The organism is Streptomyces sp. NPDC002574 (genome assembly GCF_042889545.1).
GTDB lineage: Bacteria > Actinomycetota > Actinomycetes > Streptomycetales > Streptomycetaceae > Actinacidiphila.
Genome location: NZ_JBIARB010000001.1, coordinates 707,324 through 728,133 on the forward strand (window position 1 = coordinate 707,324; position 20,810 = coordinate 728,133).

The following is a 20,810-nucleotide window of genomic DNA, read 5'->3' on the forward strand; positions in this document are numbered from 1 at the left end:
CTCAGCCCAGCGAGCCCAGCGCCGCCCGCACCCGCTCCACCGCGCCCGACGTGGTGGAGGCGTGCGCCGACAGCCGCACCGAGTCCGCCCGCACCGAGGGGGTGACCCCGTGCTCGTGCAGCGCCTTCGCGATCCGCCCCGGGTCCGTACCGGGCACCGCGAACGACACGATGCCCGCCCGCTCCCCCGGCGCGACCGGCGACAGCACCTCGCCGCCCGCCGCGCGCACCACCTCGATCAACTCGTCCACCCGCCGTGCCACGTGCGCCTCGATCGCGGCGACACCCGACGACTCCACCAGCTCCAGCGCCACCGCGAAGGCGGCGGCCGTCACCGGGCTCAGATTGGTGATGCTCCAGCGCAGCGCGTCGGGGGCCGGCGGATGCTCGACGTCGTCGAAGACGCCGACGTCCGTCACCCCCGTCCAGCCCGACAACGTCGGCTCCAACCGCTCCAGGGCCCGGTCCGACAGCGCCGCGAAGCCCGTCGCCCAGCTGGCCCGCAGCCACTTCTGGCCACCGGCGACCACGACGTCCGCGGCCTGCCAGGGCAGCTCGGCGACACCGAAGGCCTGCATGGCGTCGACGATCAGCAGCCGGTCGCCGATGACCTCGCGGAGCCCGGCCAGGTCGGCGCGGTAACCGGTGCGGAAGTCCACGGCGCTGACCGAGACCGCGACCACCTCGTCGCTCAGCGCGGCCCGCACCGCGTCCGGGGTGGGCGCCGCGTCGAGCCAGCGCGGCACCGCACGGCCCAGGGCCGCGCTGCGCCGCCACGGATAGTGGTTGGCCGGGAAGTCCGCGGCGGGCACCAGGACCGCGCCCCCGGCCAGCCCGAAAGCGGCATGGAACAGCCCCGTGGAGGCGTTGGGCAGCAGCGCCACGTGCGCGGCGTCCGTGCCCGCCAGCCGGCCCGCCGCGGCACGCGCCCGCGGCTCGGCCCGCATCAAGTCGTTGACGGTGGTGTGGTCGGCCTCGGCGGACGTGGCCAGCGCGGCCGCCGTGACCTCCAGCACGTCACGCGAGGGCGGCCCGTAACGGGCGAAGTCCAGATAGCCCTCGGGCTCGGTGAAACGCTCGGCGTAACCGGGCAGCCCGCCCGCGTGATCCGTCATCGCCGTCCTCTGAAGTCCTCGTGCAGTCCGTGCAGTCCGTGCAGTCCGTGCGTTCCCGGCCCCGTCACGCCTTCGCGGCGGCGGCGGAACCCCCGAGCAGCACCGGCCGGGCGGCCTCGGCCATCCGGCGGAAGCCCGCGTCGCTGGGGTGCAGATGATCGCCGGAGTCGTAGGCGGCCAGCATCCTCGTCGGACGGTACGGGTCACGCAGCGCCTTGTCGAAGTCGATCACCGCGTCGTACACCGTGCCCGCCCGGATCGCCGCATTGACCTGCTGCCGCACGGCCTCGGTCGCCGGGTTGTAGGCAACCCCGTGACCCTCGAGCGGCAGCAGCGTCCCCCCGATCACCCGCATCCCGTGCGCGTGGCCGCGCGCCACGATCTGCCGCAGCCCGTCGACCACGGCCTCCGCGCTGGTCTCCCGAGGCGGCCGGATGATGTCGTTGATGCCCAGCTCCACGACCATCGTGCGGGCACCGGTCTGGGACAGCGCGTCGCGGTCCAGCCGCTCCAGGGCACTGGGATTGGCCCCGTCGTCGCCGTCGCGCAGCACCCGGTTGCCGCTGATGCCCTGGTTGAGGACGCCCAGGCGCAGCCGCCGCTCACCGGAGGCCTGCGGACGGGCCGCCAGGTAGTCGGGCCAGCGGTGGTTGGCACCCACGGTGGAGGTGATGCCGTCGGTGATCGAGTCACCGAAGAACACCACCGCGCCGGCCGCGTGCTCGGTGAAGACGTCCACCGCGCTGACGTACCGCCAGAACGAACTCCGCGTCGTGTACGACCGTCCCGAGACCTGCGCGGTGCGCTCACCGCGCGCCATGAACGAGATCTGCCGGGTCCGCGGATGGGAGGTCACCGGGCCCGAGGGCAGCGCCGTGTACGTGGTGACCATCAGGTCGGCCCGCTGCGGCACCGTCAGCGCCACCGGGTCGCTGACGACGACCCCGCCCGCCGGGATCGACACCGACCCCCGCCCGGCAAAGGTCAGCATCCGCATGGAGTCCTCGACCGCCGCCGCGCTCCGGGCCCCGGCGGCGCGGGCGACGCTGGCGTGCGCGATGACCAGCGGCTCGGTGCCGAAGGCGTTGGACAGATGCACCCGCACCGAGGTGCCACCGACACTGGTGTGCACCACGTTGCGGATCGACCATCCGGGGTATCCCTCCGGAGCGAAGGGCTCAGCGGCGACGGGAGAGGTGGACCACGTGCCGACCCACGAACCCGAGGCCGCCGGCACGGCGGTACGGGCGCTGCCGGCCGCCATGGCCGGACGCCCGGCGCGAGCCGTGACGTCCGTACGGCCGACGGTGACGAGGATCGCCGCGGACACGACCGCCACCAGGGCGGTGAGTCCGGCGAGCAGGGCACAACCGGTCGTTCTGGCCATGCAGTGCTCAACTCCTGTGCAGGGGGTCTCGGAAACCGGCGCGATCCGCCCCCACTCATGATCCCATGGAAGACGCCGGACCCGACCGTCTGCCGTGTTGGATGTCGGGAACCCGTTGTTCGTTCCAACTGGTGAGTGTGGCGTGCGCAATACCCATACACGGAAAGGAGACGGGTGCGAGGGATGGAGAGGACTCCGGTGACCGGAACGGGTGAGAGCGCGACTCCGGCGTTCTCCTACAGCCCCGCCGACGAGGGCAGGCGGCGCGGCGTCCGGCGCATGAAGGTGATCGCCACCGGGCTGCTGCTGGCCGCCACCTTGGTGTACGGCCTCGCCAAATGGGCCGAGTCCGCCGGAGCCGGCGCCTGGAGCGGCTACGTCGCCGCCGCCGCCGAGGCCGGCATGGTCGGCGCGCTCGCCGACTGGTTCGCCGTGACCGCGCTCTTCCGCAGGCCGCTAGGCCTGCCCATCCCGCACACCGCCATCATCCCCACCAAGAAGGACGCCCTCGGCCGCACCCTCGGCGACTTCGTCGGCGAGAACTTCCTGTCCGAGACCGTCGTGCGCACCCGGCTGCGCAAGGTCGGCATCGCCCACCGCCTCGGCACCTGGCTCGAGGACCCCGAGCACGCCGACCGCGTCACCGAACAGGGTGCGGCCGCGCTGCGCGGCGCCCTGACCGTACTGCGCGACTCCGACGTCCAGGCCGTGGTCGGCGAAGCCATCACCCGCCGGGCGGACGCACAGGAGATCGCCCCCGGCATAGGGAAGATGCTGGAACGGATCGTCGCCGACGGAGGCCACCGGCGGATGGTCGACCTGGTCTGCGTACGGGCCCACGACTGGCTCAACGAGCACGGCGACTCGGTGATGAACGCCGTCCAGGGCGGCGCACCCGGCTGGACCCCGCGCTTCGTCGACCGCAAGGTCGGCGAGCGCATCTACAAGGAACTGGTGCGCTTCACCGCCGAGATGCGCGACATGCCCGAACACCCCGCGCGCGGCGCCCTCGACCGCTTCCTCGCCGACTTCGCCACCGAGCTCCAGTCCGACCCCGACACCCGCAGGCGCGTGGAACGCCTCAAGAAGGACCTCATCGAGCGTCACGAAGTCCAGGACCTCATCGAGTCCGCGTGGGGCTCGGTACGGAGCATGATCGTCGCCGCGGCCGAGGACGAGCACAGCGAACTGCGGCTGCGCGCCCGCGCCTCCCTGCTGTCACTGGGCGCGCGGATGACCGAGGACCCGCGGCTCACCGCCAAGATCGACGGCTGGCTGGAGGACGCCGCCACCTACGTCGTCACCACCTACCGCGACGAGATCACCGCACTGATCACCGACACCATCGCCGGCTGGGACCCCGAGCAGACCACCCGCAAGATCGAGGCGAACGTCGGCCGCGACCTGCAGTTCATCCGGATCAACGGCACGGTCGTCGGCGCCCTGGCCGGCCTGGCCATCTACACGGTGTCGCGGGTCCTCGCCGGATAGCCCACCGGCGGCCCCCCACCGCACACGGCCAGACATCGGAGGAATTCCTCCCGCCGGGTCGACGGAACCCGTACCGCCACCACGGAACTCCACCGGCCCCACGAACGTCATCACCTCACGAGAAGCGACCGGCGGACGGAAAGGAGGACCCGGTGACCCGCACCCCGGCCACGGCACTGCGCGCCCACGCCGTCACGGCCCTGGCCACCCTCGCCCTCCTCACCGGACTGCTCCTCACCCACACCGGGCTCACCACCGCACTCGCCGCGGCCGCCACCACCGCCGCTGCCGCGATCCTGCTCGGCCGCGCCCTCCACGCCGTCGCCTGCGCCCCGCCCGTCCCCCGCGAACACGTGCGCACCGCCCTGCGCGACCGCGAACGCCGCACCGCCTTCCTCCCCCAGCGCGACCCCGACGCCTCCGGCCGCCCACGCCCCCGGGCACCCGGCCGTCCCGTCCCGACGGCCGCGTAGCGCACCTGCCACCCCGCAGTCCGCACGCCGTCCGTCACGCCGACACCACCCCGTCCGGCACGACGAGACCCGCGGAGGGTTCCCGCCACCATGTCCGTACTCCCGCAGCTCCCGCACGCCCTGAACTCCCTCACCGGCCTCCTGGCCCCGCTCACCGGCCACGCCGCCGCCCCGGCCGCCGCCGTCATCGCCTTCACCCTCCTCGTACGACTCGCCCTCCACCCCCTCGCCCGGGCCGCCGCACGCGGCGAACGCGCCCGCGCCGCCCTCGCCCCCCGCGTCGCCGAACTGCGCCGCACCCACGAGCGCGACCCCCACGAACTCCAGCGCGCCCTGGCCGCACTCCACACCGCAGAAGGCACCTCACCCCTCGCCGGCATCCTGCCCACCCTGCTCCAACTGCCGGCCTTCTTCGTCCTCTACCACGCGGCCCACGGCACCCACCTCGGCGCACACTGGGGCGCCCCCGTCCACGCCGCCGTCCTCGCGGTCGTCGCCGCCGTCGCCCTGCTCTCCTACCGCCGCGCCCGCAAAGCCGCCCCCGACGCCACCGGCCTCGCCCGGCACCTGCCGCTGCTCTCCTTCGCCACCCTCGTCCCCGCCGCGATCATGCCGCCGGCCGCCGCGCTCTACCTCGCCACGTCCACCACCTGGACCGCCGCCGAGCGCGCGTGGCTGCACCGCCCACACCATGGGAAGGGGGTTGCGGGTGACACCCCCTCCGCTGGAGGATCACCCAAGACCTCCGATGACCGCCCCCATCGGAAATGAACCAGCCGCCCCTCGACCCACCGGAGAGTCTCGTGAAGCTGCTGCGAGTCGGCCCCGCCGGAGCCGAACGCCCGGCCCTTCTCGACCAGGACGCCGTCCTGCGCGACCTGTCCTCCCTCACCCCCGACATCGACGGCACCCTCCTCGCCGACCCCGCCGCCCTCGACCGCATCCGCGAGGCCGCCGCGGCCGGCACCCTGCCCGCCCTCGACGCCGACGACCTGCGCACCGGGCCGCCGCTCGCCGGCATCGGCAAGATCGTCTGCATCGGCCTCAACTACCACGACCACGCCACCGAGACCGGCGCCGCCATCCCCACCGAGCCGATCCTCTTCATGAAGGCCCCCGACACCGTCGTCGGCCCCGACGACACCGTCCTCGTCCCCCGCGGCAGCCTCAAGACCGACTGGGAGGTCGAACTCGCCGTCGTCATCGGCCGCGAACTGCGCTACGCCGCCTCCCCCGAGGAAGCCCTCGCCGCCGTCGCCGGCTACGCCGTCGCCCACGACGTCTCCGAACGCGCCTTCCAGATCGAACGCGGCGGCCAGTGGGACAAGGGCAAGAACTGCGAGACCTTCAACCCCCTCGGCCCCTGGCTCGTCACCGCCGACGACGTCCCCGACCCCCAGGCGCTCGGGCTGCGCCTGTGGGTCAACGGCGCCCTCCAGCAGGACGGCAGCACCGCCGACCAGATCTTCCCGGTCGCCGAAGTCGTCCGCTACCTCAGCCAGTTCATGACCCTCTACCCCGGCGACGTCATCAACACCGGCACCCCCGCCGGCGTCGCCCTCGGCCGCCCCGAGCCCAAGCCGTACCTGCGGGCCGGTGACGTCGTCGAGCTCGAGATCGACGGCCTCGGCCGCCAGCGCCAGGTCCTCAAGGACGCCTAGGCCTCCCGGCCCTCCCCCAAGGGCGCCCGGCGCACGCTGCGCCGGGCGCCCTTGGCATATTCCCCGGGCGGCGTAACCGTCGTACGAACGGGTCGTTATTCCGTGCGAAAGTGCAACACCAGATCGCATTGGGGTGGAAATGCCCACAAGTCGCTGGACCCGTGAACTCCTGGACGACGCGGTGGCGTCCTCACGAACACTGTCGGAAGCCCTGAGCAGACTCGGCCTGGACCCGAAGAGCCCGACCCGCACATACATCCGGGCCCGACTGAGGAAGTTGGGTGTGGACACCTCGCACTTCGAACGGGAAGGGGGCCGTTGGACGCGGGAAGTCCTCGCGTCCGCTGTCGCCGCCTGTACGAACATGACCGAGGTGCTGCGTCACTTGGGGGTCGAGGTCGTGGGCGGTCAGCACACGCACATCAGCCGCCGCATTCGCGCGTTCGGCATCGACACGTCGCATTTCTTCGTCACGTCCCGTGGTTCACGCGGCCGTTCCCCCCAAGAGGTCCTGGTGGAGCAGGACCCGAGCACCGCCCGCCGCATGCAGAGCGATCGGCTCAAGCGAGCGATGCTGGCCACCGGTGTGATCGAGTGCTGCGCGCTCTGCGGCACCGGACCCGAGTGGTGCGACCGCCCACTGCCTCTGGAGGTCGACCACCTCAGCGGCGACTGGCGCGACAACCGTCTGCCCAACCTCCGTCTCCTGTGCCCCAACTGTCACTCGACCACGGACACCTATCGAGGGCGGGGCAAGCTTCGCGCCCGAAACGGGGTCCGGTGAACTCCGGCGCCCCGTACACACGCGAACTGTTGGTACAGGCGGCGGCACAATGCCGCTCCATAGAAGAGGCCGTGGATTGGCTCGGCCGGACCCCCTACGCGAAGCTGCACCGCTACCTCGAAAAGCGATTCGCCGACTTCGGAATCGACATCTCCCACTTCTTGAACTCTTCCGCTCGCGGCCGCAAACGGCCGCGGCCCACACCGGCGGAGCTCCAGGCAGCCGTCGCGCACTCCGTGTCCGTGGCCGAGACGCTTCGCCGCATCGGCCGGAGCGACAGCACTCGAAGCCGCGCTCTGCTCCATTCCTGGCTGGCCGAGGACGGGTTGGACACCAGCCACTTCCTCGGCCAGGCCCACGGGAACAAGCACGGGACCAGGCACCGCAGGTCGGCGGCCGACATTCTGGTCGCACGTACCAGCGGATACCGCACCGCGGCCGTACTCCTGCGCAGGGCTCTCGCGGAAACAGGCGTTCCCGCCCGGTGCGCGCAATGCGGTGTCGGTGAGATCTGGCACGGCAGATCAATGACTCTGGAAGTCGACCACATCAACGGCGACCGACTGGACGACAGGTCGGAGAACCTTCGGCTGCTCTGCCCGAACTGCCACGCCGTCACGGACACATGGTGCCGGGGAGGTATGCGCGCCACCCGCCGATAAACCGTATGGAATACCCCAGCCGCCACCCGTTACCATGGGTGGCGGCTAGCGGCGGTGGCGCAGAGGTGACGCGGCAGACTTAGGATCTGTGGCCCTTGATCGGGCTTGAGGGTTCGAATCCCTTCCGCCGCACCACAGTGGCCTGCGAATCCAAGATTGGGCTCGCAGGCCACGAGTTTATGGATCACCCCACCAGTTCCCGCACCACCGGCACCAGCGCCCTGAACGCCTGGCCGCGGTGGCTGATGGCGTTCTTCTCGGCCGGCGTGAGCTCGGCGCAGGTGCGGGACTCGCCGACCGGCTGGAGGATCGGGTCGTAGCCGAAGCCGTTCGGGCCGTGCGGTTCGAAGCGCAGGGTGCCGAGGAGGCGGCCCTCGACGACGTGCTCGGTGCCGTCGGGGAGGGCGAGGGCGGCGGCGCACATGAAGTGGGCGGCGCGGTGGGGGTGGTCGATGTCGGAGAGCTGGGCGAGGAGCAGCTCGAGGTTGGCGCGGTCGTCGCCGTGCTTGCCGGCCCAGCGGGCGGAGAAGATGCCGGGGGCGCCGCCGAGGACGTCGACGCAGAGGCCGGAGTCGTCGGCGACGGCGGGCAGGCCGGTGGCCTGGGCGAGGGCGTGGGCCTTGAGGAGGGCGTTCTCGGCGAAGGTGACGCCGGTTTCCCTGACGTCGGGGATCTCTGGGTAGGCGTCGGCGCCGACGAGTTCCACACCGAGCCCGGCGTCGGCCAGGATGGCGTGGAGCTCGGCGACTTTGTGGGCGTTGCGGGTGGCGAGGACCAGGCGGGTGTGCGGCATGGTCTCGATTATCCCGGTGGCGGTCAGCCGGTGGTGCAGACCTTGGAGAGTCCGCCGGCGGCGTCGGCGACAGGGGTGATGTCGGGGACCCGGCCGGCGTCGGCGGCGGTGCGGGCGTTGTCGACGGCCTTCTCGAGGTCGCCCACGGCCTTGGTGACGTCGGCGTTGTCGGTCCTGTCGCCGAGGGCGGCGAGGTGGTCGGCGATCTGGTCGAGCGCGGCGGCGGCGCTTTGCGGGTCGTTGCCGGCGTTGCTCACCGCGTTCTGCAGGTTCTGGACGTCTCCGGCGACCTGGGCGGCGACGGTGGCGCAGTCGAGGGCCTTGTCGACGGCGTTGACGGCGTCGGCGGCGCCGCAGCCGGTGAGGGCGGCGGCGCCGAGCGCGGTGGCGGCGGCGAGTGCGGCGAGGCGGCGGCGGGTGCGTGGGTGCATGTCACTGAACACGCGTCGCGCCGCCGCCGGGTTGCACTCCCCGGACCGGTTCTTGGTCAGCCCTTGGTGATCTGTTCGAGCTCTTCGAGGGTCGCGCGCTGCAGTGCGTCGAGTTCGACGCAGCCTCCGACGGCCAGGTCGAGCAGGGAGTTGAGTTCCTTGCGGTCGAAGGGCTGGCCCTCGGCGGTGCCCTGGACCTCGACGAAGCGGCCGTCGCCGGTGCAGACGACGTTCATGTCGGTCTCGGCGCGGACGTCCTCCTCGTAGCAGAGGTCGAGCATGGGGACGCCGTCGATGATGCCGACGCTGACCGCGCTGACGGTGCCCTTCAGGGGCTGGGCCTTGGCGCGCAGCAGCTTGCGGCCGTGCATCCAGGTGACGGCGTCGGCGAGGGCGACGTAGGCGCCGGTGATGGCGGCGGTGCGGGTGCCGCCGTCGGCCTGGAGGACGTCGCAGTCGAGGACCACGGTGTTCTCGGCGAGTGCCTTGTGGTCGATGACGGCGCGCAGGGAGCGGCCGATGAGGCGGGAGATCTCGTGGGTGCGTCCACCGATCTTGCCGCGTACGGATTCGCGGTCGCCGCGGGTGTTGGTGGAGCGCGGCAGCATGGAGTACTCGGCGGTCACCCAGCCTTCGCCGCTGCCTTTGCGCCAGCGGGGCACGCCTTCGGTGACGGAGGCGGTGCAGAGGACCTTGGTGTCGCCGAAGGAGATGAGCACCGATCCTTCGGCGTGCTTGCTCCAGCCACGCTGGATGGTGACGGGGCGGAGCTGGTCGGGTGTGCGGCCGTCGATACGAGACATGGCGACGAGCCTAGCCGTAAGTGAACCGCGGGCCCGTGCCGGTTGCGGAACGGGCCCCTTGCGGGTGATCAGGGCCGGTGGGCCGGGATCAGAGCATGTCCTCGATCTCGGCGGCGAGCGGGTCGGCGTCGGTGCCGATGACGACCTGGACGGCGTTGCCCATCTTGACGACGCCGTGGGCGCCGGCGGCCTTGAGCGCGGCCTCGTCGACGAGGGAGGGGTCGGCGACCTCCGTGCGGAGTCGGGTGATGCAGCCCTCGATCTCCTCGATGTTGTCGAGTCCGCCGAGCCCGGCGACGATCTTCTCTGCCTTGCTGGCCATGTGCAGCTCCTGGTTGTCTCGGCCGTTCGGTCCGATTTCACACGGTAGTGCAGGTGTGGACCGCATTTGCGGGGATGCATCTCTGACACAGCCGCGCCTCAACTGGTCTACACCACATTACCCGCCAGGAGGTAGTGCCCATGAGCTCGGATGCCGCCGCCGGTCCGCGGCCCGGCCGCAGGTGGACGGGCACGCTCTTCCAGGGGCTGCAGAAGATGGGGCGCAGCCTGCAGCTGCCCATCGCGGCGCTGCCGGCCGCGGGCATCCTGAACCGGCTGGGCCAGCCGGATGTCTTCGGCGCCGAGGGCCTGGGCTGGGACAACGTGGCGCGGGTGTTCGCAGGCGCGGGGGGCGCGCTGCTGGACGGCTCGCTGGGGCTGCCGCTGCTGTTCGCGGTCGGGGTCGCCATCGGGATGGCGAAGAAGGCGGACGGTTCGACGGCGCTGGCGGCGGTCGTGGGCTTCCTCGTCTATTACGGGGTGCTGCACCAGTTCCCGCAGGACTGTCCGCGCGGGACGGTGTTCGTGCAGGCGAGCATGATCAGCGGTGCCTGCATCCCGCCGGGCACGCCCGCGGCGGCGGCCCCTGCCGCGTACCAGAACCCGGGGGTCTTCGGCGGGATCGTGATCGGGCTGCTGACCGCCTTCTTCTGGCAGCGCTACCACCGCACGCGGCTGGTGGACTGGCTCGGCTTCTTCAACGGGCGCCGGCTGGTCCCGATCATCATGTCCTTCGTCGCCATCGTCTTCGCGGCGCTGTCGTTGTGGGTGTGGCCGCCGATCGGGAGCGGTCTGACGAGCTTCAGCCAGTGGCTGAGCGATCTGGGGTCGTGGGGGGCGGGCATCTTCGGTGTGGCGAACCGGGCGCTGCTCACGGTGGGTCTGCACACGTTCCTGAACGTCTTCGTGTGGTTCCAGTTCGGGGACTACACCAAGCCGGACGGTCAGGTGGTGCACGGGGACATCAACCGGTTCCTGCAGGGCGACCCGACGGCGGGGCAGTTCACCTCGGGTTTCTTCCCGGTCATGATGTTCGCGCTGCCCGCCGCGGCGCTGGCGATCACGCACTGCGCGCGTCCCGAGCGCCGCAAGGAGGTCGGCGGCCTGATGCTGTCGGTGGGGCTGACCTCGCTGGTCACGGGGATCACGGAACCGGTCGAGTACTCCTTTCTCTTCATCGCGCCGGCGTTGTACGCGATCCACGCGGTGCTGACCGGGGTCTCGATGGCGGTCACCTGGGCGCTGGGGGTGCACGACGGTTTCAGTTTCTCGGCCGGTCTCATCGACTACGTCGTCAACTGGTCGCTGGCGACCAGACCGTGGTTGATCATCCCGATCGGGCTGGTGTTCGCGGTGGTGTACTACGCGCTCTTCCGGCTGGTGATCACGCGGTTCGACCTGGCGACGCCGGGGCGGGAGCCGGAGGAGGTCGCGGAGGAGATGACGCGGGACAACCTCAAGGCGTAGCGGAGGCGTCACGCTCCGAACTGTGGTCTAGACCACACGGAGCCAAACGTTCCTCTGCGCGTCAAGTGCGTGTTAAGACTGGTCTACACCACTGAGTGGTTCAGACCAGGAGGAACTCCATGACGACCGCCACCACGACGGCGGCTCCCGCAGCCAAGAAGCGGGGCTCCGGCCTTATCCAAGGCCTGCAGAAGATCGGCCGCAGCCTCCAGCTGCCGATCGCCGTCCTGCCGGCGGCGGGCATCCTGCTCCGCCTGGGTCAGCCCGATGTCTTCGGGGCCGACGGCCTCGGCTGGGACAAGGTGGCGTCCGTCTTCGCGACCGCGGGCGGCGCCGTCTTCGACAACCTTCCGATGCTCTTCTGCATAGGCGTGGCCATCGGCTTCGCCAAGAAGGCCGACGGCTCCACCGCGCTCGCGGCTCTCGTGGGCTTCCTGGTCTACAGCAACGTCCTCAAGGCCTTCCCGGTCACCGAGGCGAAGGTGCAGAGCGGCGCGGACATCGCCGCCACGTACAACAACCCGGGTGTGCTCGGCGGCATCGTGATGGGCCTGCTGGCCGCCGTCCTGTGGCAGCGCTACCACCGCACCCGGCTGGTGGACTGGCTCGGCTTCTTCAACGGCCGCCGGCTCGTGCCGATCATCATGGCCTTCGTCGGCACCCTGGTCGGTGTCTTCTTCGGTCTGGTCTGGGAGCCCATCGGCGACGCGATCAGCAACTTCGGCGAGTGGATGACCGGGCTCGGCTCGGTCGGCGCCGCGCTCTTCGGCCTGATCAACCGTGGTCTGATCCCGATCGGCATGCACCAGTTCGTGAACTCGGTGGCCTGGTTCCAGCTCGGTGACTTCACCAACGCCTCGGGCACCGTCGTGCACGGCGACCTCACCCGGTTCTTCGCCGGTGACGGCAGCGCCGGACAGTTCATGTCCGGCTTCTTCCCGATCATGATGTTCGGCCTCCCGGCCGCGGCCCTGGCCATGGCCCACACGGCCCGCCCCGAGCGCCGCAAGGCCGTGCTCGGCATGATGCTCTCGCTCGCGCTGACCTCCTTCGTCACCGGTGTCACGGAGCCGATCGAGTTCTCGTTCATGTTCATCGCGCCGCTGCTCTACGCCATCCACGCGGTACTCACCGCGGCGTCGATGGCGGTCACCTGGGCGCTGGGCGTGCACGCCGGCTTCACCTTCTCGGCCGGCGCGATCGACTACATCCTGAACTGGAACCTGGCGACCAAGCCATGGCTGATCATCCCGATCGGTCTGTGCTTCTCGGTGATCTACTACCTGGTCTTCCGCTTCGCGATCGTCAAGTTCAACCTCCCCACCCCGGGCCGCGAACCCGAGGAGGAGGTCGAGGACCTCACGAAGGCCTAGCGATCGCGGCCGCGCGCGCAGGAAACGCGCGCAGGAAACGCGCGCATGCAAGAAGCCCCCGGAACCGAGCAGGTTCCGGGGGCCTCGTCGCGTGCGGGGTACGGGCCGCAGGCGTCAGATCTCGTAGACCGCGCCCGCCTTCGCCAGCTCCACCGGGCCGTCGTAGACCGCGCGGGCGTCGTCGAGGTTGACCTGGGGGTCGGTCCACGGCGGGATGTGGGTGAGGACCAGGCGGCCGGCACCGGCGCGGTCGGCGTACTCGCCGGCCTCGCGGCCGTTGAGGTGCAGGCCGGGGATGTCCTCCTTGCCGTGCGTGAAGGAGGCCTCGCACAGGAAGAGGTCGGTGCCCTCGGTCAGGGTCAGCAGGGCGTCGCTCCGGCCGGTGTCACCGGAGTAGGTGAGGGTGCGGCCGGCGTGCTCGATGCGGAAGCCGTAGGCCTCGACGGGGTGGCTGACCATGTCCGCGGTGACGGTGAAGGGGCCCAGCCGGAACACCCCGGGTTCCAGGGTGCGGAAGTCGAAGACCTCGCTCATGCACTTCTCGTCGGGCACGTCCCCGTAGGCGCTGGCGAGGCGGCGCTCGGTGCCGTCCGGTCCGTAGACGGGGATGGCGTGGGCGGGGCCGCCCTCGTGACGGTAGTAGCGGGCGACGAAGTATCCGAGCATGTCGATGCAGTGGTCGGCGTGCAGATGGCTCAGCAGAACGGCGTCGAGGTCGTAGAGACCGCAGTGGCGTTGCAGCTCGCCGAGGGCGCCGTTGCCCATGTCGAGCAGCAACCGGAAGCCGTCGGCCTCGACGAGGTAGCTGGAGCAGGCCGAGTCCGCGGACGGAAACGACCCCGAGCAGCCGACGACGGTGAGCTTCATGTGCAGAAACCTCCGTGGATTGTTCCGGGGGTCTTGCGTTGACGCGCCAGTGTGCCCCACTCCGTACGGGGGTGGGGGGAGGGCGGGAGCGACCCGCCATGTGTTCTTGAGCGTAAGGCGCACGGGCTGCGCGTGCTCCTCTGCGGAGCCCCGTTGTGGGCGGAATCACCAGTACGGCGCCCTCGTCGCCGGGACTTCACCGGGACGGGGGCGCCGCGAGGGGGTGCGTGGGGCTCAGGCCCAGAGCTGGCCGTGCAGGGCGGCGACGGCCGCCTCGGTGGACTCGGCGGTGTAGATGCCGGTCGACAGGTACTTCCAGCCGCCGTCGGCGACGACGAACACGATGTCGGCCCGCTCGCCCGCGCGTTCGGCCTTGCGGGCGACTCCGAGGGCGGCGTGCAGGGCGGCTCCGGTGGAGACGCCGGCGAAGATGCCCTCCTGCTGGAGGAGTTCACGGGTGCGGCGGACGGCGTCGGCGGAGCCGACGGAGAAGCGGGTGGTGAGGACGGACTCGTCGTAGAGCTCGGGGATGAAGCCCTCGTCGAGGTTGCGCAGTCCGTAGACGAGGTCGTCGTAGCGCGGCTCGGCGGCGACGATCTGCACGCCGGGGACCTTCTCGCGCAGGTAGCGGCCGACGCCCATGAGGGTGCCGGTGGTGCCGAGCCCGGCGACGAAGTGGGTGAGGGACGGCAGGTCGGCGAGGATCTCGGGGCCGGTGGTCGCGTAGTGGGCACCGGCGTTGTCGGGGTTGCCGTACTGGTAGAGCATCACCCAGTCGGGGTGCTGCGCGCTGAGTTCCTTGGCGACGCGCACGGCGGTGTTGGACCCGCCGGCGGCCGGGGACGGGATGATCTCCGCGCCCCACATCGCGAGCAGTTCGCGCCGCTCGGACGAGGTGTTCTCGGGCATGACGCAGACCATGCGGTAGCCCTTGAGCCGGGCGGCCATGGCCAGCGAGATGCCGGTGTTGCCCGAGGTGGGCTCCAGGATCGTGCAGCCGGGGGTGAGGCGTCCGGAGCGTTCGGCCTGCTCGATCATGTGCAGGGCCGGGCGGTCCTTGACCGAGCCCGTGGGGTTGCGGTCCTCCAGCTTGGCCCAGACGCCGACCTCGGCGGAGGGCGACAGGCGCGGCAGCCGTACCAGCGGGGTGTTGCCGACGGCTGCCAGCGGGCTGTCGTACCGCATCAGGACATTCCACCGGCGACGGCGGGGAGGATGGTGACGCTGTCGCCGTCGGTCAGCTTGGTGGAGATGCCGTCGAGGAAGCGGACGTCCTCGTCGTTGAGGTAGACGTTCACGAAGCGGCGCAGCCGGCCCGCGGCGTTCTCGTCGACGATGCGCTCGCGGATGCCGGCGTGGCGGGTGTCGAGGTCGGTCAGGAGCTCGTCGATCGTGCTGCCGCTGCCGTCGACGGCCTTGGCGCCGCCGGTGTAGCTGCGAAGGATGGTCGGGATGCGGACCTCGATGGCCATGCGGGGCTCCAGTCGGAAGGGGCGTCGTGTGGTGCGGGCGGCGGTGCGGCGTCCCGGTGTGCGCGGCCCGGCGGACGGGGTCCGGTGGGCGGTCCGGAGCGCGCGAGCAGGGGCGGTCGGCGCGTCAGGGGCGGGGACATGCCGCGCCGGCGAGGCGGCACAAGTCGACGTACAGCCGCGCCACGAGCAGGGTGCCCGGCGCCTTGTCGCTCACGTCGTGGAGAACCATGGGGTCATCGTATCGATTCCCCCCGGCGGTCAGAGATGGGCATCCCATGATGCGGACCGCGCTGTCTCAGATGTAGGCGTCGACGATCTCGACGGGTTCCTCGGTGACCTCGCCGTCCACGATCCGGAAGGAACGGAACTGGAAGGGCCCGGCGTCGTCGGTGTCGGCGGTGGAGACCAGCACGTAGTGCGCGCCGGGTTCGTTGGCGTAGGAGATGTCGGTGCGCGAGGGGTAGGCCTCGGTGGCGGTGTGCGAGTGGTAGATGACCACCGGCTCCTCGTCGCGGTCGTCCAGGTCGCGGTAGAGCTTGAGCAGGTCCCCGGAGTCGAACTCGTAGAACGTGGGCGAGCGGGCCGCGTTGAGCATCGGGATGTGCCGCTCGGGCCGGTCGGTGCCGGCCGGTCCCGCGACCACGCCGCACGCCTCGTCGGGGTGGTCGGCGCGGGCGTGGGCGACGAGCGCGTCGTGCAGGGCACGCGTGAGGGTCAGCATGGTCGTCAGGATAAGCAGAGGCCCCCGTACGGGGTACGGGGGCCTCCGCGGGAACGCCGGCCCGGAAGCGGACCGCACCGGACCGGCGCCGGGGGCTACTCCTGGGCGAGGGCCAGCGGCGCGTCGGTGCGGTTGCGCCGCTTGGCGGCCTGGTAGCCGACGGCGAGCACGGCCGACCACACGAGCCACACGTACAGGCCGAGCCGGGTGTCGGCGTCGATCGCCATGAGGACGACGACCAGGACCAGGGCCGCGATGGCCAGCCAGTTGGTGACGGGGGCGCCCGGCATCCGGAAGTCGGAGGCGGGCAGCAGCCCGGCGCGGACCCTGGACCGGTACCGCAGGTGCGCGGCGAGGATCATGATCCAGGTCCACAGTCCCGCGCAGGTGGCGACCGAGGTGATGTAGAGGAAGGCCTTGCCCGGCGAGACCACGTTGACGATCACGCCGATGCCCATGACCAGGGTGGACCCGACGAGTGCCGGCAGTGGCAGGTGCCGGTCGCTGAGGTTGCCCATGGTCCGGGGTGCCTCGCCGTTGACGGCCAGGCCGCGCAGCATGCGGCCGGTGGAGTAGATACCGGAGTTGCACGAGGACAGGGCGGCGGTGAGCACCACGAAGTTCATGATCCCGGCCGCGCCGGGGATGCCGACCTGGGCGAAGACCTGGACGAACGGGCTGACGCCGGGGGTGTACTTGGTCCACGAGAAGACCGACAGCAGGACGATCAGCGCGCCGACGTAGAAGATGCCGATGCGCACCGGGAGGGTGTTGATCGCCTTGCGCAGGGTCCGCTTGGGGTTCTCGGCCTCGCCCGCGGTGATGCCGACGAGTTCGACGCCGAGGTAGGCGAAGATGACGCCCTGCATGGCGAGCATCGCCTGCCAGGCGCCGTTGGGCGCGAAGCCGCCGTCGGCCCACAGGTGGGTGACCGAGGCGGTGTCGCCGACCGCGGAGAAGCCGAAGGTCAGCACGCCGACACCGATGACGATCATCGCGATGATGGCGGTGACCTTGATGGTGGAGAACCAGAACTCCAGCTCGCCGAAGAGCTTGACCGAGACCAGGTTCGCGACGAAGAGCACCACGAGCGCGGCGGCGGCGGTGGACCAGACCGGGATCGACGGCCACCAGAAGTTGATGTACGCGCCCGCGGCCGTGACCTCGGACATGCAGGCGGTGACCCACAGCGCCCAGTACGACCAGCCGGTGGCGAAGCCCGCGAACGGCCCGAAGAACTCGCGGGCGTAGTCGGCGAAGCTGCCGGAGGTGGGGCGGTAGGTCAGGAGTTCGCCGAGGGCCCGCATGATGAAGAAGATCACCACGCCGGCGGCGGCGTAGCACGCGATCAGGCTGGGGCCGATGTTCGCGATGCCGGTGCTGGAGCCGTAGAAGAGGCCGGTGCCGATGGCGCCGCCGATGGCGATCATCTGGACCTGGCGGGAGTTCAGCGCCCGCTTGTAGCCCTCGGTGGTCGCGGTTCCCTCGGCCCCGCTGCCGGACTCGTGCTCGACCTGCGTCGAGGTCATGTCTGCTGTGCCTTTCTCCATGCCCGGCCGGCCGTGTACGGCTCGGAACGGGCTCCGATCCCCCCGGATGGTTGGAGGTGCACGCCGGGGTCGACCGGCCACGCGACCGACCGCGACATGGGTGGTGTCACGGCCGGTGGTCGAGGATTCGTATCACGGGGCGGGCGTCGGGCACGCAGCGCAAATGTGTCACACGCCACAGGGGGAAGCGGACAAAAGGTGCGCCGAATGGGAATGCGGCCGGTCGCGGTGACGCGATCGTTATCCGGATTTGAGCGTCCTCTGAGCGGACGGCGGGGGTACGACGGACGGCCGCGGGGCGAACGGAGCCCGCTCGGCGGGCTCCGCGGTCACACCTGGAGGGTGGCCACCAGGCTCTCCTGCAGACCGCCGAGCCACAGGTAGGCCAGGACGAGCGGCTTGCGCTCGTCGGAGTCGGGGAGGTGGTAGAGCTCGTTCTCCTCGTCGTCGGTGACCTCCAGCCGGGACCCCAGGGTCAGCCGCAGGTCGTTGAGGGTGCCGAGCCACTGCAGCGCCTCGGCCTGGGCCAGGGTCAGCACCGCTCCCCCGCGCCGGCCCGGGTCGAGTGCGTCGAGGCTGCGCACCACCGCGAGGGCGTCGCCGCGCTTGCGGGCGCGCAGGTCGTTCTCGGTGAAGCGGCGGAACTCCGCGGAGTCGGCCGTCTCCTCGTACGCGTCGGGGAACAGCCGGGCCAGGGCCGGGTCCCGCGGGGGCTTGGTCGGGCCGTCCTCGAAGAGCCCGGCGAAGGGGTCGGCCGGTGCGCCGTCGTCGGTGCCGCCGTCGCCGTCGCCGGGCCCGATCAGCTCCAGGAGCTGAACGGCCAGGTTGCGCAGGATGGAGATCTCGACCTCGTCGAGCGCGACGGCGGCGGTGCCACCGGGCGTGGACTCGAAGTACCCGGGCATGTGTGTCTCAGCCGTCCTCATGGTGCTCGGCGGTGGTGCTCGATGGCGGTGGTCTGCGTGCGGTGGTCTGCGTGCGGTGCTCCGCGGTGAGGCGCTCCGCGGTGCGGTGGCGTCGTGCCGTGCGGTGCTCAGCGGTCCTGGGTGAGCGTGGCCCACAGCCCGTACCCGTGCATCGCCTGCACGTCACGTTCCATCTCCTCGCGGGTGCCGCTGGAGACCACGGCCCGCCCCTTGTGATGGACGTCGAGCATCAGCTTGGTGGCCTTGTCCTTCGGGTAGCCGAAGTACGCCTGGAAGACGTAGGTCACGTAGCTCATCAGATTGACCGGGTCGTTGTGGACGACGGTCACCCAGGGAACGTCCGGGGACGGCGCCTCGAAGGGGGCCTCGCTCGACTCGGTCCGCTCGATCTCTACGGGGGCGACACTCACGGGTCCCATGCTGTCACCAGATCACGCCCGCAGGGAAACCGGCCTCCGAGAAATCGTCAGTCTGACGAGAGTTGGGGGTAGCATCCTGGCCATGAGCTCTGCAGACCTGGGGCTGCCCGTGGCCGTCCCCTCCACCGCGCTCTTCACCGACCGGTACGAGCTGACCATGCTGCAGGCCGCGCTGCGCAGCGGCGCGGCCGACCGCCGTTCGGTGTTCGAGGTGTTCACCCGCCGGCTGCCCGAGGGGCGGCGGTACGGGGTCGTCGGCGGGACCGGGCGCCTGCTCGACGCCGTGGAGAACTTCCGCTTCGACGACGACATCCTCGGCTACCTGGAGCGCGAGCGGGTCGTGGACGCCGCCACCTTGGAGTGGCTGGCGGACTACCGCTTCCGCGGTGACGTCCTCGGCTACCCCGAGGGCGAGGTGTACTTCCCCGGCTCGCCGATCCTGCGGGTGGAGGGCACCTTCGCCGAGGCCGTCCTGCTGGAGACGGTGGTGCTGTCGATCCTCAACCACGACAGCGCCATCGCCGCCGCCGCCTCCCGGATGGCGGTGGCCGCCGGCGGCCGTCCGCTGATGGAGATGGGCGCCCGCCGGGCGCACGAACTGGCGGCGGTGGCCGCCTCCCGCGCCGCCTACGTCGGCGGCTTCGTGTCGTCGAGCAACCTGGCCGCCGGCTTCCGGTACGGCCTGCCCACCATCGGCACCAGCGCGCACGCCTTCACCCTGCTGCACGACAACGAGCGGGACGCCTTCACCGCCCAGGTGGAGTCGCTGGGCCGCGGCACCACCTTGCTGGTCGACACCTACGACGTGGCCGAGGCGGTCCGCGCGGCCGTCGAGATCGCCGGCCCGGAGCTCGGCGCGGTGCGCATCGACTCCGGCGACCTGCTGCTGCTCGCCCACCGGGTGCGGCAGCAACTGGACGACCTCGGCGCCAAGGACACTCGGATCGTGGTCACCTCCGACCTGGACGAGTACGCCATCGCCTCGCTGGCGGCGGCTCCGGTGGACGCGTACGGCGTGGGTACCTCGGTGGTCACCGGCAGCGGCCACCCGACCTGCTCGATGGTCTACAAGCTGGTCGCCCGCGCCGCCTCCGACGCCCCGGACGCCCCGCTGGTGCCGGTCGCCAAGAAGTCGATGGGCGGCAAGACCAGCGTCGGCGGCCGCAAGTGGGCGGCGCGCCGGCTGGACGCCGACGGCGTCGCGGAGGCCGAGGTCCTCGGGACCGGGCCGGTGCCGGCGGCGCTGGCGGACCGGCAGCTGCTGGTACCGCTGGTGACCGGCGGCAAGGTCGTCGCCCGCGAGCCGCTGGAGGCCGCCCGCACCCGGCATGTGGAGGCCCGCGCCGGCCTGCCGCTGTCGGCCACCCAGCTCTCCCGCGGCGAGCCGACGCTGCCCACGGAGTACGTCACCTACTGAGGCGCCCTGCCGCGAAGGCGACGCACTACGTACAGTCGATGGACCGCGAGCAACGGAAGGACGGATCCCTGATGCACCGGGCTTTGATCGTCGTGGACGTGCAGAACGATTTCTGCGAGGGCGGCAGCCTGGCCGTCGCAGGCGGCGCCGGGGTGGCCGCCGCGATCACCGACCTGATCGGGGACGCCACGGCCGGCTACCGGTACGTGGTGGCGACCCGGGACCACCACATCGAACCAGGCGACCACTTCTCGGAGCGGCCGGACTACATCCACACCTGGCCGGTGCACTGCGTGGCCGGCACCGAGGGCGTGGGCTTCCACCCCAACTTCGCCCCGGCGGTCGCCTCCGGCGCGGTGGACGCGGTCTTCGACAAGGGCCACTACTCGGGCGCGTACAGCGGTTTCGAGGGCACCGACGAGAACGGCGCCGGCCTGGCGCAGTGGCTGGGCGCGCACAAGGTGAGCGAGGTCGACGTGGTCGGCATCGCCACCGACCACTGCGTCCGGGCCACCGCGCTGGACGCGGTCCGCGCGGGCCTGCGTACCCGGGTGCTGCTGGACCTGACGGCCGGGGTGATGCGGGAGACGACGGACCGGGCGACGGAGGAGCTGCGGGCCGCCGGCGTGGAGCTGACCGGCAAGCCGGTCGTGGACGCCGCCTAGGTCCTGGCGCCTC

At 71.3% G+C, this 20,810-nt stretch carries 24 protein-coding genes and 1 tRNA gene; 11 read left to right on the forward strand and 14 right to left on the reverse strand.

The genetic code is table 11. The features are described 5' to 3' along the window. Nucleotide 1: 1 nt before the first annotated feature. Nucleotides 2-1,114: an aminotransferase class V-fold PLP-dependent enzyme gene (locus ACFYXS_RS03370; RefSeq protein ID WP_389243253.1), complete on the reverse strand. Its 1,113-nt coding sequence runs from the start codon at nt 1,112-1,114 to the stop codon at nt 2-4. A gap of 64 nt (nt 1,115-1,178) precedes the next feature. Next, the gene (locus tag ACFYXS_RS03375) at nt 1,179-2,501 is read right to left on the reverse strand and encodes an SGNH/GDSL hydrolase family protein (RefSeq protein WP_389243255.1); all 1,323 of its coding nucleotides are present in this window, start codon (nt 2,499-2,501) and stop codon (nt 1,179-1,181) included. Nucleotides 2,502-2,684: 183 nt separating this feature from the next. Between ACFYXS_RS03375 and ACFYXS_RS03380 the strand changes: the two genes are divergently transcribed. The 7 genes from ACFYXS_RS03380 (at nt 2,685) to ACFYXS_RS03410 (ending at nt 7,707) form a co-directional block, all read left to right on the forward strand. Continuing rightward, nucleotides 2,685-3,992 carry a DUF445 domain-containing protein gene (locus ACFYXS_RS03380; protein ID WP_389243258.1) on the forward strand — a complete coding sequence of 436 codons (1,308 nt, stop codon included), beginning with the start codon at nt 2,685-2,687 and terminating at the stop codon, nt 3,990-3,992. Between the two features lie 152 nt (nt 3,993-4,144). After that, nucleotides 4,145-4,465: a DUF6412 domain-containing protein gene (locus tag ACFYXS_RS03385; protein WP_389243260.1), complete on the forward strand. Its 321-nt coding sequence runs from the start codon at nt 4,145-4,147 to the stop codon at nt 4,463-4,465. Between the two features lie 90 nt (nt 4,466-4,555). Further along, nucleotides 4,556-5,236: a YidC/Oxa1 family membrane protein insertase gene (locus tag ACFYXS_RS03390; RefSeq protein ID WP_389243263.1), complete on the forward strand. Its 681-nt coding sequence runs from the start codon at nt 4,556-4,558 to the stop codon at nt 5,234-5,236. Between the two features lie 32 nt (nt 5,237-5,268). Next, nucleotides 5,269-6,126 carry a fumarylacetoacetate hydrolase family protein gene (locus ACFYXS_RS03395; RefSeq protein WP_389243265.1) on the forward strand — a complete coding sequence of 286 codons (858 nt, stop codon included), beginning with the start codon at nt 5,269-5,271 and terminating at the stop codon, nt 6,124-6,126. Nucleotides 6,127-6,265: 139 nt separating this feature from the next. After that, the gene (locus ACFYXS_RS03400) at nt 6,266-6,910 is read left to right on the forward strand and encodes an HNH endonuclease (protein ID WP_389243268.1); all 645 of its coding nucleotides are present in this window, start codon (nt 6,266-6,268) and stop codon (nt 6,908-6,910) included. Between the two features lie 527 nt (nt 6,911-7,437). After that, entirely contained in the window at nt 7,438-7,572 is a 135-nt protein-coding gene (locus ACFYXS_RS03405; RefSeq protein ID WP_389243520.1) for an HNH endonuclease, read from the forward strand. A 48-nt stretch (nt 7,573-7,620) separates the two neighbouring features. Then, a tRNA-Leu gene (locus tag ACFYXS_RS03410) sits at nt 7,621-7,707 on the forward strand. Nucleotides 7,708-7,756: 49 nt separating this feature from the next. Here the strand turns inward: ACFYXS_RS03410 and rdgB are convergent. The 4 genes from rdgB to ACFYXS_RS03430 form a co-directional block, all read right to left on the reverse strand. Next, nucleotides 7,757-8,365: an RdgB/HAM1 family non-canonical purine NTP pyrophosphatase gene (gene rdgB / locus ACFYXS_RS03415; RefSeq protein ID WP_389243271.1), complete on the reverse strand. Its 609-nt coding sequence runs from the start codon at nt 8,363-8,365 to the stop codon at nt 7,757-7,759. Nucleotides 8,366-8,388: 23 nt separating this feature from the next. Continuing rightward, nucleotides 8,389-8,796 (reverse strand): hypothetical protein, encoded by a 408-nt coding sequence (locus ACFYXS_RS03420; RefSeq protein WP_389243273.1) that lies wholly within the window; start codon nt 8,794-8,796, stop codon nt 8,389-8,391. Between the two features lie 56 nt (nt 8,797-8,852). Then, nucleotides 8,853-9,599 carry a ribonuclease PH gene (gene rph, locus ACFYXS_RS03425; RefSeq protein WP_389243276.1) on the reverse strand — a complete coding sequence of 249 codons (747 nt, stop codon included), beginning with the start codon at nt 9,597-9,599 and terminating at the stop codon, nt 8,853-8,855. An 88-nt stretch (nt 9,600-9,687) separates the two neighbouring features. After that, nucleotides 9,688-9,921, reverse strand: coding sequence for a PTS glucose/sucrose transporter subunit IIB (locus tag ACFYXS_RS03430; RefSeq protein ID WP_319664442.1), 234 nt, complete (start codon nt 9,919-9,921; stop codon nt 9,688-9,690). Nucleotides 9,922-10,061: 140 nt separating this feature from the next. On the opposite strand from ACFYXS_RS03430, the gene ACFYXS_RS03435 reads away from it, so the two are divergent. Further along, a complete protein-coding gene (locus ACFYXS_RS03435) occupies nt 10,062-11,387 on the forward strand; it encodes a PTS transporter subunit EIIC (protein WP_389243279.1) in 1,326 nt (441 codons plus the stop codon). Between the two features lie 119 nt (nt 11,388-11,506). Then, nucleotides 11,507-12,760: a PTS transporter subunit EIIC gene (locus tag ACFYXS_RS03440; protein ID WP_389243281.1), complete on the forward strand. Its 1,254-nt coding sequence runs from the start codon at nt 11,507-11,509 to the stop codon at nt 12,758-12,760. 114 nt (nt 12,761-12,874) lie between these two features. On the opposite strand, the gene ACFYXS_RS03445 is transcribed toward ACFYXS_RS03440, so the two are convergent. The 8 genes from ACFYXS_RS03445 to clpS all read right to left on the reverse strand — a co-directional run bounded on the left by ACFYXS_RS03445 (nt 12,875) and on the right by clpS (nt 18,715). Next, entirely contained in the window at nt 12,875-13,627 is a 753-nt protein-coding gene (locus tag ACFYXS_RS03445; RefSeq protein WP_389243283.1) for an MBL fold metallo-hydrolase, read from the reverse strand. A gap of 234 nt (nt 13,628-13,861) precedes the next feature. Further along, complete coding sequence (locus tag ACFYXS_RS03450) at nt 13,862-14,812, reverse strand: PLP-dependent cysteine synthase family protein (protein WP_389243285.1); 951 nt, start codon at nt 14,810-14,812, stop codon at nt 13,862-13,864. Further along, a complete protein-coding gene (locus tag ACFYXS_RS03455; protein ID WP_389243287.1) occupies nt 14,812-15,099 on the reverse strand; it encodes a MoaD/ThiS family protein in 288 nt (95 codons plus the stop codon). The genes ACFYXS_RS03450 and ACFYXS_RS03455 overlap by 1 nt, the downstream gene beginning before the upstream one ends. A 124-nt stretch (nt 15,100-15,223) precedes the next feature. Then, a complete protein-coding gene (locus ACFYXS_RS03460; protein WP_319664451.1) occupies nt 15,224-15,328 on the reverse strand; it encodes a putative leader peptide in 105 nt (34 codons plus the stop codon). Nucleotides 15,329-15,394: 66 nt separating this feature from the next. After that, on the reverse strand, nt 15,395-15,820 hold the full coding sequence (locus ACFYXS_RS03465) for a Mov34/MPN/PAD-1 family protein (RefSeq protein ID WP_389243290.1): 426 nt from the start codon (nt 15,818-15,820) through the stop codon (nt 15,395-15,397). Between the two features lie 95 nt (nt 15,821-15,915). Continuing rightward, complete coding sequence (locus ACFYXS_RS03470) at nt 15,916-17,349, reverse strand: amino acid permease (RefSeq protein ID WP_389243292.1); 1,434 nt, start codon at nt 17,347-17,349, stop codon at nt 15,916-15,918. 350 nt (nt 17,350-17,699) lie between these two features. Then, on the reverse strand, nt 17,700-18,275 hold the full coding sequence (locus tag ACFYXS_RS03475) for a DUF2017 domain-containing protein (protein WP_389243294.1): 576 nt from the start codon (nt 18,273-18,275) through the stop codon (nt 17,700-17,702). 128 nt (nt 18,276-18,403) lie between these two features. Further along, nucleotides 18,404-18,715 carry an ATP-dependent Clp protease adapter ClpS gene (gene clpS, locus ACFYXS_RS03480; protein ID WP_389243296.1) on the reverse strand — a complete coding sequence of 104 codons (312 nt, stop codon included), beginning with the start codon at nt 18,713-18,715 and terminating at the stop codon, nt 18,404-18,406. An 82-nt stretch (nt 18,716-18,797) separates the two neighbouring features. On the opposite strand from clpS, the gene ACFYXS_RS03485 reads away from it, so the two are divergent. Both ACFYXS_RS03485 and ACFYXS_RS03490 read left to right on the forward strand, forming a co-directional pair. Beyond that, nucleotides 18,798-20,132: a nicotinate phosphoribosyltransferase gene (locus ACFYXS_RS03485; protein WP_389243298.1), complete on the forward strand. Its 1,335-nt coding sequence runs from the start codon at nt 18,798-18,800 to the stop codon at nt 20,130-20,132. Nucleotides 20,133-20,203: 71 nt separating this feature from the next. After that, nucleotides 20,204-20,797: an isochorismatase family protein gene (locus tag ACFYXS_RS03490; protein WP_389243300.1), complete on the forward strand. Its 594-nt coding sequence runs from the start codon at nt 20,204-20,206 to the stop codon at nt 20,795-20,797. The last annotated feature ends 13 nt before the right edge of the window (nt 20,798-20,810 follow it).